The 13,735-nt window shown below is 46.1% G+C and carries 13 protein-coding genes; 5 read left to right on the top strand and 8 right to left on the bottom strand.

From position 1 onward, the window contains the following. Window positions 1–103: 103 nt before the first annotated feature. Together NSQ38_RS17145 and NSQ38_RS17140 are read left to right on the top strand one after the other, a co-directional pair. Window positions 104–256, top strand: coding sequence for a DUF1540 domain-containing protein (locus tag NSQ38_RS17145; RefSeq protein ID WP_076209985.1), 153 nt, complete (start codon window positions 104–106; stop codon window positions 254–256). Between the two features lie 201 nt (window positions 257–457). Next, a complete protein-coding gene (locus NSQ38_RS17140) occupies window positions 458–1,915 on the top strand; it encodes a 4-hydroxyphenylacetate 3-hydroxylase N-terminal domain-containing protein (RefSeq protein WP_339783060.1) in 1,458 nt (485 codons plus the stop codon). Window positions 1,916–1,934: 19 nt separating this feature from the next. On the opposite strand, the gene NSQ38_RS17135 is transcribed toward NSQ38_RS17140, so the two are convergent. From NSQ38_RS17135 to NSQ38_RS17125, 3 genes are read right to left on the bottom strand one after another with little or no spacing between them, the layout of a single operon-like run. Then, complete coding sequence (locus NSQ38_RS17135) at window positions 1,935–2,501, bottom strand: nitroreductase family protein (RefSeq protein ID WP_133385300.1); 567 nt, start codon at window positions 2,499–2,501, stop codon at window positions 1,935–1,937. Between the two features lie 50 nt (window positions 2,502–2,551). Continuing rightward, entirely contained in the window at window positions 2,552–3,358 is an 807-nt protein-coding gene (locus NSQ38_RS17130) for a hypothetical protein (RefSeq protein WP_339783058.1), read from the bottom strand. 5 nt (window positions 3,359–3,363) lie between these two features. Continuing rightward, the gene (locus NSQ38_RS17125; RefSeq protein ID WP_339783056.1) at window positions 3,364–3,816 is read right to left on the bottom strand and encodes a flavodoxin; all 453 of its coding nucleotides are present in this window, start codon (window positions 3,814–3,816) and stop codon (window positions 3,364–3,366) included. A 293-nt stretch (window positions 3,817–4,109) separates the two neighbouring features. Between NSQ38_RS17125 and NSQ38_RS17120 the strand changes: the two genes are divergently transcribed. The 3 genes from NSQ38_RS17120 (at window position 4,110) to NSQ38_RS17110 (ending at window position 6,243) form a co-directional block, all read left to right on the top strand. After that, window positions 4,110–4,973 carry a class I SAM-dependent methyltransferase gene (locus tag NSQ38_RS17120; RefSeq protein ID WP_017687801.1) on the top strand — a complete coding sequence of 288 codons (864 nt, stop codon included), beginning with the start codon at window positions 4,110–4,112 and terminating at the stop codon, window positions 4,971–4,973. Window positions 4,974–4,975: 2 nt separating this feature from the next. Continuing rightward, complete coding sequence (locus NSQ38_RS17115) at window positions 4,976–5,707, top strand: RNA pseudouridine synthase (protein ID WP_339783055.1); 732 nt, start codon at window positions 4,976–4,978, stop codon at window positions 5,705–5,707. Window positions 5,708–5,898: 191 nt separating this feature from the next. Continuing rightward, entirely contained in the window at window positions 5,899–6,243 is a 345-nt protein-coding gene (locus NSQ38_RS17110; protein WP_339790578.1) for an MGMT family protein, read from the top strand. 110 nt (window positions 6,244–6,353) lie between these two features. Here NSQ38_RS17110 and NSQ38_RS17105 read toward each other — a convergent pair whose 3' ends face one another. The 5 genes from NSQ38_RS17105 to parE all read right to left on the bottom strand — a co-directional run bounded on the left by NSQ38_RS17105 (window position 6,354) and on the right by parE (window position 13,707). Further along, window positions 6,354–7,865 (bottom strand): DHA2 family efflux MFS transporter permease subunit, encoded by a 1,512-nt coding sequence (locus NSQ38_RS17105; protein WP_091029016.1) that lies wholly within the window; start codon window positions 7,863–7,865, stop codon window positions 6,354–6,356. After that, a complete protein-coding gene (locus NSQ38_RS17100) occupies window positions 7,862–8,308 on the bottom strand; it encodes a MarR family transcriptional regulator (protein ID WP_036613308.1) in 447 nt (148 codons plus the stop codon). The genes NSQ38_RS17105 and NSQ38_RS17100 overlap by 4 nt, the downstream gene beginning before the upstream one ends. Before the next feature lie 275 nt (window positions 8,309–8,583). Next, complete coding sequence (locus NSQ38_RS17095) at window positions 8,584–9,024, bottom strand: MarR family winged helix-turn-helix transcriptional regulator (RefSeq protein WP_124116267.1); 441 nt, start codon at window positions 9,022–9,024, stop codon at window positions 8,584–8,586. A 228-nt stretch (window positions 9,025–9,252) separates the two neighbouring features. Beyond that, the gene (gyrA, locus tag NSQ38_RS17090) at window positions 9,253–11,715 is read right to left on the bottom strand and encodes a DNA gyrase subunit A (RefSeq protein WP_339783054.1); all 2,463 of its coding nucleotides are present in this window, start codon (window positions 11,713–11,715) and stop codon (window positions 9,253–9,255) included. A gap of 12 nt (window positions 11,716–11,727) precedes the next feature. Continuing rightward, window positions 11,728–13,707, bottom strand: a complete 1,980-nt coding sequence (gene parE / locus NSQ38_RS17085) for a DNA topoisomerase IV subunit B (protein WP_339783052.1) — start codon at window positions 13,705–13,707, stop codon at window positions 11,728–11,730. Between the last annotated feature and the right edge of the window lie 28 nt (window positions 13,708–13,735).

Here is a 13,735-nt window from a genome sequence, read left to right as displayed (position 1 = left end):
TCGTGAGAGAGCAAAAATTTTCCAGATTCGCAAGCGGCAACTTGTTATATCCGGATTCTTTATACCAACGACTGTAATCCAATTAAAAGTGAGGTTAACAATCATGGCAAAAGACGTATTGTGTGAAGTTAATTCCTGTCGTCACTGGGCTCAAGAGAACAAATGTAACGCTTCTTCGATCTACATCGTGAGTCACAGTAACAAAGAAGCAAGTCAGTCTGCTGAAACAGACTGTAAGACTTTTGAAGTAAAATAAGTAATTCATGTGATCCACTTAAAGGAGCCCTTACCGGTTCCTTTTTTCTTTGTCTATTGTAACAAGAATGATAATTATTATCAAGCCCTATTCTGTAAAAATCCTTCTCACCTCTTCAATGCACATTGGACAGATGACCTACGTACACTACGTAAGAAGTCAGTATGCCCATGAACGATTAGAACCAAGAGGTGAATAATAATGCCTGTTAAAAGTGGCACACAGTATCGCGAACGAATTGATGCACAGTCCGTCCCTTGCTGGTACAAAGGTAACCTTATTACTGGAAAACGCTCTGAACATGTAGCATTTGCTGGTTTAATGGAGACTCAGATGTACATGTATGATCTGCAATCTGACCCTCAATTTGCGGAAAAGATGACGTATGCCTCCCCGGCAGACGGCAAACCTGTGGGCATATCCTTCCTGCCTCCAACGAGTGCCGATGACCTCCGTAAACGACGGGAAGGGATGAATATCTGGGCAAATGTCCATCATGGCTTTCTTGGTCGCTCACCCGATTACATGAATACAGCCATAATGTCCTTTTACACAGGTGCCGATCTCCTGAACGAATTATCTCCCCAATATGCAGAAAATCTCAAAAATTATTATGCGTACTGCCGTGATCATGATATCACGTTATCCCATGCCTTCATTCAGCCATATGCCAGCAAAATCTCAGGGCAATTGGATGCTACTGAGGATGCTATCGCCGCAAAGGTCGTAGATCGCACCGAGGAAGGCCTCATTATTAGCGGTGCATTCATGATGGCTACACAAGCTGCCACTTCGGATGAGATTTTTGTCTATCCGTCACCTTCTCCCGCCCCATTTGATGACGAAAATCCATTTGCATTCTCTTTTGCTGTCCCTAATGATCTTCCGGGAATCACTCTGGTATGCAGGGATACTTACGCAGCCGAATCTCACACCAACTATCCTCTGAGTTCCAGATATGAAGAAATGGACAATATCGTCATCTTTGACCGGGTGCTCGTTCCGCATGAACGGATATTTTTTGCAGGAAGTGAGGAAATGTCCTCGCGTCTCTTCAGTGGTAGCAACTTTCATATTCATGCAGGTCATCAGGTATTGTGTCGTTATATAGCCAAGACGGAATTTGTTCTCGGTACAATCCAGCTTCTCACGGATACGCTGGATCTGAATACGGAAGCACATGTTATAGAGAAATCTGCACGTGTGTTCGCAGGTCTTGAATCGTTAAAAGCATTGGCTTTGGCCGCGGAGGCAGGTGCAATACCAGACGGAAGAGGATTTGTATTACCTGCACCCAAACCATTGATGGCAGCCAATCTCCTTTTTCCGAAACTTTATCCTGAGATGATTGAAATTTTGCAACTCTTGGGTTCGAGCGGGGTGATTATGATCCCTCAGGAAGAAGAGTTTCAATCCGATGTCGCTCCGTCACTGAATATATATCTGAAAGGGAACGATATGGCTTCTCACGAACGCAACGCTCTGTTTCGCCTGGTCTGGGAGCTTGGGGCTGGATCATTCGGGGGCAGACAGACCCAATTCGAACGATTCTTTTTTGGCAATGTCCTTACGGTGTCCAATCGATTGTTCTCCGTCTACAACAAAGATCAGACGAATCGTCAGCTCGTTCGTGATTTTCTATTCAACACCAGCAAATAAGAGAACCAATGAATCATTTTTATACCAGATGGTCATAGACCGTCATCAGTTCAGAGGCTGGTCTGCTTGCATCCATATCCCGCGATGCAGGCTGGTCTCCGTAACCGATATGGAATACCCCCAGCACCTTCTCTTCACTTGTCAAACCCATCAAATTCATAAACACAGGATGTTGTTGATAATCATTGATCTTCCAGACCGCATTCAAACCCTGTTCCGCAGCCAGAATACTAAAACGTTTGCTCCAGGCTTTGGCCGGCAGAAGATCATCCTCACGGGCATTTCTAGGCGCCACGACAACCAGATGGGTAGGGATTGCTTCCGTGTATTGATATGTAGCCCAATCGCCGTAGCGATCAGCCAGATGGGGTGGATAGCTCTGTCTGACCGCTTCCAGATATAGCTGTCGCCCTTCGCCTGCAAACAACATAAACCTCCAGGGTTCTGAACTCATCACATATAATGAAGGATCTGCTTCATCAAGCAACTTTCGTATAACCGACTGGGGTACTGGCAACGGACTGAATTCGCAAGTTCCTGCACGTCTCTTGCCGCTGCTTATATCTTGACTTAGACCGGTAGACATGGCAACTTCCCCTCCTCTATCTGCATGATATATCTATCCTTCAACCGCCTTCACATCAACCATGTTTTCTTCGGTTCAACAGCTTCCGTTCTCCAGCGATCTACCTCTTCGTGGATACGAGCTTTATCACGCGTCGTAAACTGTTCTGATTCCACCACTTCTGCTTGCGGCATGCTGTCACGTATCAAGCGAATGTAGTCCATGGAACGTATCAGAGACTGGCGTCCAGGGATGTACCTGATTTTGCGTCCTTCCAACAAGCAGTATATCTCGATCATACCCGGTAATTTTCCGAAGGCTTCCCAGCAGAATGCACTGACCATATGCTGAAACGCCTCAACTACGTTTGGATCATGGACAACCATATATTTCTGAATAAGCAGCGAATCCCAGCCTTCTGGCTGCCAGGCCGCCTGAAATATCATCGATAAATGCATGGATAATGAAGGTAACTCCGTTCTCCACTGTTCAAAAAGAATGGCTGGATGCTTCAAATCATCGTTCATTGCAATGGCGAGTGACAATTCATCCGTAATCTTGTTCTTCACATCCCAGTAATGGAGAACAGATTCGAAACCATCCGTCTTTCTGGGCCACCACTTCTCAAGTAAATACTGTACAGGTACCTCTTTGCGAACATCGGGGTCGAGACTGTAAAAGGCATTAACCGCATGGCTCACCGCATATTGTACACGGTGCCTCCATTGCAGTGGAAGACGCTGCTCAGACACTGGTTCAGGGCGGATGAATCGGTGTGGGCTGCGCAGCATTTCTTCCAATCTGTAATCTTCAAGCAGACGTTCAGGAAGGTCATTCCTTCCGACTGGCATCGCTGCCTGAACATTATGTCTTAACATGATCTTTAGGATACCTGTAATCCGGCAGCAGCGAAGCGTTTGCCAAAGTCACGGCATGTTTCTTTCTCCTGCTCAAGCGGACTGTATTCAATTTTCAACATCTCTGGAGATACCTCCGCCCCACGCTCTTGCAGCTTGGCAGCCGCGAGATCAACTGCACCGCAGAACTGCTCATACGAGGTGTCACCACTTCCAAACACCGCAGCTCTCTTACCGCTCAAGTCTAGTTCATCCAGCTCCTCATAGAAATCAAGGAATTCATCTGGCAACTCCCCGTCTCCCCAGGTGTACACACCGATCATGAATCCGTCATAGTCCAATACATCAGATGCATTACAATCCGTTACGGATTTCAGGTCAGCCTCGTGGCCTCCCTGTGTAATTCCTTCCACGATCAGTTCTGCAATTTCTTCTGTATTTCCTGTCATGCTCGCATAAGCCACTAACATTTTAGCCATCTATTTTTCCCTCACTTTAATTTGATCATGTTATATTCTCTCTATGAAGAAAGAATGAATTTTGGATTAACAAAATCATATGTGATAATGATTATCATTGTCAAATTAAATTTTTGGTTATCTTTGTTTTTCAGTATATGGCGCACCTCGGATTTCAACACAGCTAAAATACTTCATCCTTTAAGGTCAGATGTAATAGCTTCCTTCAATGATCCCGTCCCCCAACTGGCGTACAAGCCCTTTTTTGTTGTACAATAGTATCCAAATGACTTTTGAAGGATGGATAAATCATTATGTACGTAGCTAAGAATTGGAAGGACTATGAAGTAATCGATACAGGAGGCGGCGAGAAACTGGAGCGTTGGGGAGATGTGATTTTACGCAGACCCGATCCACAGATTATCTGGCCCCTTGAGCAAGAAACCAATGAATGGCGTCAGGTGCATGGTCACTATCATCGCAGCTCTTCCGGTGGCGGTAACTGGGATATGAAAAAGCCCATTCCCGAGCGCTGGACGATCGGTTACGAAAACCTGAAGTTCCATATTAAACCTACCAGCTTTAAGCACACTGGCCTGTTCCCTGAACAAGCTGCCAACTGGAGCTGGATGATGGATAAAATCTCTAATGCAGGACGCCCTATTTCTGTCTTGAACCTGTTTGCCTATACAGGCGGAGCAACGGTAGCCGCAGCTTACGCAGGCGCTTCTGTTGTGCATGTGGATGCTGCTAAAGGCATGGTTCAATGGGCCAAGGAAAATGTTCAATTATCCGGACTGGCTGATCGCCCTGTTCGTTTTATTACAGATGATGTTTTCAAATTCGTACAACGGGAACAACGTCGCGGAAATCGTTACGACGCCATTATTATGGACCCTCCTTCTTATGGCCGTGGCCCTAATGGAGAGACATGGAAACTGGAAGAGAACCTATATCCTTTCTTGAAGTCATGTATGACGATCTTGTCGGATAATCCATTATTCATGCTGGTTAACTCCTACACTACAGGCATTTCCTCTACGGTTCTGCGCAACATGTTGACCATGACCATGTCTGCTCAGTACGGTGGTGACATTACTGCAGGTGAAATTGGTCTGCCAATCACACGCAGTGGTCTGGATCTGCCTTGTGGTATTCTGGGCCGTTGGGAGTCTTAATCATGTCAGAACATCGGCATGATCACGATGCAATTCCGATTCTGTTCGAAGACAACCATCTGTTAGGTATTACGAAGCCGGTCAATGTACCTACCCAGGAAGATGCATCAGGTGATCCGGATTTGCTTACATTGCTGAAGCAGGATCTGAAAGAACGATACAACAAACCTGGCAATGTTTATCTCGGGTTAGTACACCGACTTGATCGTCCTGTTGGAGGGGCAATGATTTTTGCCAAGACTTCCAAAGCAGCTTCGAGATTGTCCGAGACTGTGCGGGGACGCCATTTCCGTAAAATATATGCGGCTGTTGTACACGGCAAGTTGCCTGCACAGCAGGGGACGTTAAAACACACGCTGCTGAAAGATGCACGCACAAATACCGTTACTGTTGTGCCTAAAGGCACGGCTGGCGGTAAGGATGCCGTTCTGGATTATCAGGTCATTGGGGAGACAGACCGATATAGCCTCGTTCATATCGAACTGCACACCGGCAGATCTCATCAGATTCGGGTGCAAATGAAAGAAATTGGCTGCCCTCTGTACGGGGATCAGAAGTACGGTGCAAGCGTGAATAAACCCGGGCAACAGATCGCTCTCTGGTCTGCGATTGCAGCTTTTCCTCATCCAGTTACCAAGGAAGAAGTTATTCTGCAATCTTTGCCTGCAAGAGAATTCCCCTGGGCAGAATGGCCAGCTGCTGTGTACCAAAAAGCTTTTGGACAACCTCTATAAATACGTGTTCAAAAAGACTGGTTTTCAGTAACGAGAAGATGGGATCACAAGCATTTTTATCGAACAACCTCTATAAATGCACAGGATCAGGTTAGATCTGTCCATATCACGTGTCGTTCAGATTCTGTATCTGAACGACACGTTTTTTCATATTTTCAGCTATATACCTAAGACAGAAAGGAGACATCATGATGACCCCGTTTACCAAACAAGTCGTTGCGATCATCGCGGCGATTCCCGAAGGTAAAGTGATGACGTACGGTCAGATTGCAGCCCATGCCGGAAGTCCAAGAGCCGCGAGACAAGTCGTACGTATTCTGCACTCGATGAGCCGCAAGGAACGTCTGCCCTGGCACCGTGTCGTCAACGCAAAAGGCGAAATCTCCATACCGGACGAACACTCGCGCATGATGCAGGAAACAGAACTGATTAGCGAAGGTGTGGAGTTTCAACTGAACGGAACCATTAACCTCAAACAGTTCGGTCATGAGCCGGATCCTGTATTTCTTCTCGATCCAACGATCCAGCCCAAATAATAAGATTACTCTCCTCATATTGCGCACACCAAAAAAAAGAGAACTCAGGCAGTTAGGGTTACCCCATTTCAACTGCTAGAGTTCTCTTTTTGGTTTTTATCTGATATTCGTTATGCTGTAGCCGTCGCTTTTTCCTGTTCTACAGTAACAGGTTCAACAGCTGGTTTTGTTTTCCGAATAAAGAACGCCATGATCAAAGCAACCACGGTCATTCCCGTTGCAACGATAAATGCATAGTTTACACCGTAAATCGTTGCATCTGCTGTAGCAGCTAACATCGCTGTCTTATTATTAGGATCAACTTGGCCAGCAGCCACTGCATCCGCCAGATGTGTTTTGAGCTTGCTACTCATGATGGTAACGAGAATCGCTGTACCGATCGCACCGGCAACTGTACGCAATGTGTTGGACATCGCGGTACCATGCGCGTTCAGACGCTGAGGCAGTTGATTCAGACCTGCTGTTTGGATCGGCATCATCAGCATCGACATACCGAACATACGAGCCGTATATATAAACATCATGTAGCCGTACGTAGTATCGATTGCCAGGCGACTAAGTCCCCAAGTAGTAATTGCCGTAATGGCAAGACCTGCAACCGAAAGCCAGCGTGCGCCCACTTTATCAAATATGCGACCTGTAATTGGAGACATAATCCCCATTAATATCGCACCAGGCATCATCAGAAGTCCTGATTCAATTGGTGAGAATCCACGAATGTTTTGCAAGAAAATAGGGAGCAGGATCATACCTGCAAACATCGCCATTGTCACGAGCATATTGATAATCGTTGTTAATGTATACATGTTGTATTTGAAAATACGGAACTCAAGGAGCGGATGATCTGTTGTCAGTTGACGAATAACGAACAGAATCAGGGATATCGCACCTACGACGAGACATCCAATGACAATTGCACTGCCCCATCCATCGGTACCCGCATCACTAAATCCGTAGAGCAAACTACCAAAACCAAGTGTAGATAAAATAACGCCTGGATAATCCAGTTTAGGTCTGGACTGACGTGTTACGTTTTTGACAAAAGCAATACCAATTGCTGTTGCAATAATAGAAAATGGCAAGATGATGTAGAACAACAATCTCCAGGAATAATGCTCAACCACATAACCTGAAAGTGTAGGCCCAATCGCAGGAGCCAGAATCATCGCGATCCCCATGGTTCCCATGGCCTGACCACGTTTCTCAATCGGGAAGATGGTCAGGAATACAACGGTCATGAGAGGCATCAGGATACCTGCACCTGCCGCTTGAATGACACGACCTACCATCAGAATGGTGAAGGTTGGACTAAGACCACAGACTAATGTACCTATGGTAAATAGAGTCATGGCTGTAATAAAAATTTGACGCGTTGAGAATTTGGCAATCAGATATGCCGTAACCGGAATCAGTACACCGTTGACGAGCATATAACCCGTAGTTAACCATTGGGCTTTGTTTGCATTGATCGCGAGGTCTTCCATGATTTTAGGAAGCGCTACGTTCATCAGGGTTTGGTTCAGGAATGCCACAAAGGCACCAATTAACAATGCCGCTACAATCGGGCCTTTCTTGATGTTGTCCATCGCTGAGGATGGAGCTGCAGCAGTAGTCGTACTCATATGTTGTTCATCTCTCTTCCTTCTAACTTTTCAATCATTTGACTATGAATTCTAAGTAGGTGCTCAAGGTCTTCCTTCGATATATCCAGAATGGGTGACACTCTTTCCATCCACAAATGGTGCGTTTCCTGTTGGGCCTGTTCCCCTTTGTCCGTAATCTGAAGCTTAACGGATCGGCGGTCAGCATCCGAACGTGTGCGAACGATATACTCGCCTTTGACCAGTCGCTCCACAACAGCGCTCATGGAACTGCTGCCCATATGGCATAGCTCAGCCACTTCATTGATGCCAATGGAAGGACGCTCCCTCAGGATGGATAACACCATAAACTGGATCGAAGTCAGCTCGATCTCCTTGTTTTCATTCCAAAATGCTCGAAAAAGCATTTGATTCACTTGGCGGAACGAATTAATAATATAGAATACTTCATACGTATCAGTCATTGTTTCACCCTTTTACTTTTGGAATATAATATTTCGTACACGAAATATCAGGGGAACAATTATTTATTATAACAAAAATATTTACATAGTCAACTCTTTACATATGAATTCACAAAAATAATATCAGGACATACTAACTGTGTTACATCCATGTCTTTACTCAACTAACCTGGACACAGTGTGTATCATATGTAATTTGTAAATAAAATAACCATAGGGTTCCTGCATGAAACGAGCAGGCACTCCTATGGTTATTCAGAAGAATCAGCATGGTATCATACCGAAGTAGATAAGGCAGGCTCTTTGGTCTTCGGTGTTGTCATTTTGCCTAAGAGATATACCAGCAATTGTTGATTGTGCATCGAAATGTTACTGAGAACAGAGTTCATGAATTCATTACGGATGGTGATTCCCCGCTCTGTCTCCATTCTTCCTTTTTCTGACAGAGATACCCACACAATGCGTCGATCCTGATTATCCCGATTCCTGCGAATCAGATCATTCTTCTCCATCCGATCAAGCAGCATGGTTACAGCAGCTGGCGTAGTCGCCAGATAAGGAATCAGATCCGAAGGTTTCATCTTCTGATGATCTTCAAGTACCTCCAGAACAGCCAGCTGAGCCTCCGTTAATGAGGGTGCCAGCTCTTGATCCATATGCAATTTATAATCTTTGGTTAACCTGGACCAGCACTTGGCAAAATCGGAATTATACATCTTCCATCGCTCCTCTCTGCAACCGGTTATCACTTCACCTGCTTAAGTTTTCGCGCTCCAAAGCCGCATTCCTGCTGCCTTTTTTCAATTTCCTAGCGATCGACCGTAATCGACGAAGGTTGTTAAACTTCGCATGAATGACCTCTTCTAATCCGCCTTCGAACAACAAAAAAAGACTCCTCGCATGACAGGATTAGCTGTTCTGCGAAAAGTCTCGTTTGTTTGTTTTTATGAAGATGATGCTGGTTGATTCTCATTGAAGTCCCTCAGAAGTTCAACGATCTCGTCCTGTTTATCCACAGGAACGATCAGTTTGCCAATATGTTTGCGCTCAGTAATCGGAACACCTTCCGAAGAGATCGGATGCACTTGGCCTTCCTTGGTCATTACAGTGATCTTACGTTGCTCTTTGCAATAAAACGCTCCAACAATACAGCTGCCATTCGGTTTCACACGTTTGCCTTCCTTGAACTCGAATGTGGCAAGCCCCTTGCCTCCACGGCTCTGGATAGCATAATCCAGGAGTAATGAACGTTTACCATATCCCAAATCGGACAACACGGCAACTTCACCTTCATCTCCTTCTACCCATAGGGCAGATACAACTTCATCTGTATCTCTTAACTGAATACCACGAACACCACCGGATACACGTCCCATTGGATTAACCTCATCCTCTCGGAAACGAATCGCCATGGCTTCTTTTGTAATCAACATAATATCTTGACCACCTGTACTTAGATGTACAGATAACACTTCATCGTCCTTGCCCACTTTACAAGCCGCAACTGCACCGGAACGCTTGGTAACGTAATCCTTCAGTTCCGTTCGTTTCACCTGTCCTCTTCGCGTAACGAAAACCAGACTGTGGTTTGGCTCTTCAAAGGATTTCACAGCAAGCACACTTGCAATACGGTCATCTTTCGCAAGGGGAATGACATTCACAATGGCTGTGCCTGGATCTTTCCACTTGAATTCAGGTACCTGGTGAACAGGTAACAGGAAGTACTGCCCTTTCCTCGTAAAGACAAGCAAGTTCTCAAGCGTATTTACTTCCAGAACCTGAGCGATATAATCGCCATCTTTTACTCCACTTCCGCTCCGTTCACCACCTGAACGTGTAAAGGACTGCATGCCTGTACGTTTCACGTATCCCTCTTTGGATAACGTAACAAATACATCTTCCGCATTGACAAGCACTTCGAGATTAACCTTGAGTTCTTCCACTTCACCCTGGATCGCGGAACGACGGTCTATGCCGTATTTCTCACGAATCTCCATCAATTCTTTGCGGATGACTCCGATGAGCTTGCGGTCACTATCCAGAATAGATTGTAGTTGTGCAATCTTCTTCATCAGTTCACCGAGTTCCTTCTCCAGAGAATTGATCTCCAGATTAGTCAAACGGTACAATTGCAAAGTAAGGATGGAATCCGCTTGGCGTTCCGTGAATCCAAACATCCACATCAGGTTATTTTGAGCATCTTGACGGTTCTTAGACGCTTTGATGGCCGCAATGACCTCATCAAGGATGTTAAGTGCTTTTACCAAGCCCTCGAGCACATGCGCACGGTCTTGCGCCTTCTCCAGCTCAAACCGGGTACGGAATGTTACAACTTCCCGCTGATGGGCAATGTAAGCCTCGAGGATCGATTTCAATCCTAATTGGTGAGGTGCTTTATTCACAATCGCCACCATATTGAAATTATAGGTGACCTGCAGGTCGGTTTTCTTCAGCAAATAAGCCAAAATACCTTGTGCGTCCGCTTCTTTTTTCAGCTCAACCACGATTCGCAGACCTTCACGTCCACTCTCATCACGCACTTCGGCAATACCTTCAACCTTCTTCTCAAGTCGGATGTTCTCCATCGCTGTAACCAGACGAGACTTCACGACCTGATAAGGGATTTCGGTAATGACGATTTGCTGTTTGCCACCGCGCATGTTTTCAATCTCGGTTTTGGACCGGATATAGATCCGTCCTTTACCTGTGCGATAGGCATCCAGAATGCCGTCACCGCCCATTATCAATCCGCCTGTTGGAAAGTCAGGACCCTTCATAAACATCATGATCTCGTCCAGCTCAATCGATGGTTTCTCCATCACAGCGATGGAAGCATCAATGACCTCACGCAGATTATGTGTAGGAATCTCGGTTGCAAAGCCCGAGGAAATACCGCTGACGCCATTAACCAGCAAGTTCGGATAACGGGATGGCAATACAACCGGTTCTTTGGCCGTATTATCAAAATTATCCTTAAACAGCACCGTCCGTTTCTCGATATCGCGAAGCATCTCCATTGCGATGGGCGACAAACGGGCCTCCGTATACCGCATCGCCGCTGCCGGGTCATCATCCTGTGATCCCCAGTTACCATGACCGTCCACGAGCATATGGCCCATTTTCCAAGGCTGAGCCATCCGCACCATACCCTCATAGATGGAGGAGTCACCATGTGGATGATAATTACCCATTACGTCCCCAACGGTTTTGGCAGACTTGCGGTAAGTCTTGTCAGGCGTATTACCTGAATCGTACATGGCGTACAGAATACGCCGTTGTACTGGCTTCAACCCATCCCGGACATCCGGAATGGCTCGATCCTGAATAATATATTTGGAGTAGCGACCGAAACGGTCCCCAACGACCTCTTCGAGAAAGGCCGGCATAAATTGTTCTGATGGACTCATTCCAAGCACCTTCTATTCTTCGTACTCTGTAAAGTCGACGTTCTCTACAATCCAGCGTTTCCGCGGATCAACCTTATCACCCATGAGCGTAGATACACGACGTTCTGCTTTTGCTGCATCAACAATCTGTACCTTCAGCATCGCACGAGTTTCCGGATTCATTGTTGTCTCCCACAGTTGATCCGGATTCATCTCACCAAGACCTTTATACCGTTGAAGCTCAACATTATTACCAAATTCCTTCATATAATTCGCCAGTTCTTCATCCGTCCATGCATATCGAACAGTCGCGAGCTTACCAGACTTACGAGTAAGTTTGTACAATGGCGGCTGAGCAATATATACTTTGCCTGCATCAATTAAAGGCTTCATATAACGATAAAAGAAGGTCAACAACAGCACCTGAATATGTGCGCCGTCCGTATCCGCATCGGTCATAATGATAATTTTGGAATAATTGCTGTCTTCAACTGCAAATTCGGTTCCTATGCCCGCACCGATCGCTGCTGTAATCGCACGATATTCTTCATTTTTGAGAATGTCGGCCAGCTTTGATTTTTCCGGATTGAGCGGTTTTCCCTTGAGGGGCAAAATAGCCTGAATCTTCGAGTCGCGTCCCTGTTTGGCAGAACCACCTGCGGAATCCCCTTCGACAATAAATAACTCATTGCGGGTAAAATCCTTTGATTGCGCCGGCGTCAGTTTGCCGTTCAGGTTGGAACTTTCACTGCGTTTCTTGCCTGTGCGCATATCATCACGTGCTTTGCGAGCTGCTTCTCTGGCTCTGGAGGCTTGAACCGCTTTGCGAATTAACGTTTGCGCTACCTGCGGGTTTTCTTCCAGGAACCTTTGAATATTCTCGGACACGACCGAATCCACTGCACTTCGAGCGGAAGCGCTGCCGAGCTGATCCTTTGTCTGACCTACGAACTCAACCTCTGACATTTTGACACTGATGACGGCCATCATACCTTCACGCAGGTCATTACCTTCGAGGTTTTTGTCTTTTTCCTTAATCATGCTGGTACGCCGTGCGTAATCATTCATTACACGGGTATACGCAGCCCTGAATCCGGTCTCATGAGTACCGCCACCCCGAGTAGGTATCGAGTTCACGAACGAAGCCAGTGTTTCCGTATAACCCGCGTTATACTGGATTGCCACTTCGACTTCAATGTCATCCTTCTCCGCATAGAAGTGAATAACATCATGCAGCACATCTTTATTTTCGTTAAGAAAAGCAACAAATTGGCTTGCTCCGCCTTCATACATGTATTCATCCTGATTGCCGGAACGTTCGTCCTTGAGCACAATTCTCAGACCTGAATTCAGAAAAGCAATCTCCTGAAGGCGTTCTGCCAATGTATCATAATTAAATTGAATGCCGTTCTGGAACACCCGAATATCCGGTTTAAATGTAACTTTTGTACCTGTCCGATTGGTATTGCCCAACACTTCGAGACCGGAGACCGGTTCACCGACATGTTCAATCCCTTTTTTGTCCTTCCAATACTCGAATCGCTGACGATGAATCTTGCCATCACGGAAAATCTCGACTTCAAGCCACTCGGACAATGCGTTTGTAACTGACGCACCTACACCGTGCAAACCGCCTGATTTTTTGTATCCTGATCCACCAAACTTTCCGCCTGCGTGCAAAATCGTAAACACGACCTGGGGAGTAGGAATCCCTGTTTTATGTATACCTGTCGGAATTCCCCTTCCGTTATCCTGAACCGTAATAGAACCGTCCTTATGCAGCGTGATATCGATTTTGGAGCAGAATTTGGCGAGATGTTCGTCGACAGCGTTGTCGACAATTTCCCATACCAAATGATGTAGACCCGAAGTGCTGGTGCTGCCGATGTACATCCCCGGCCGTTTCCGTACCGCTACCAACCCTTCAAGTACTTGAATGTCGTCCGCGTCGTAGCCTGAAGACCCCTGTCCTCCGCCTGTCGAACCTGCCGACATATCGATTTGCTCGACCATTCATGCTCCCCCTTCTTAACTTGCAACT

Origin of the sequence: Paenibacillus sp. FSL R7-0313 (genome assembly GCF_037969885.1) — a bacterium.
In the GTDB taxonomy this organism is placed as follows: Bacteria; Bacillota; Bacilli; order Paenibacillales; family Paenibacillaceae; genus Paenibacillus.
The sequence above is the reverse complement of the archived record's forward strand: the minus strand, read 5'-3'. Positions and strand labels throughout refer to the sequence as shown.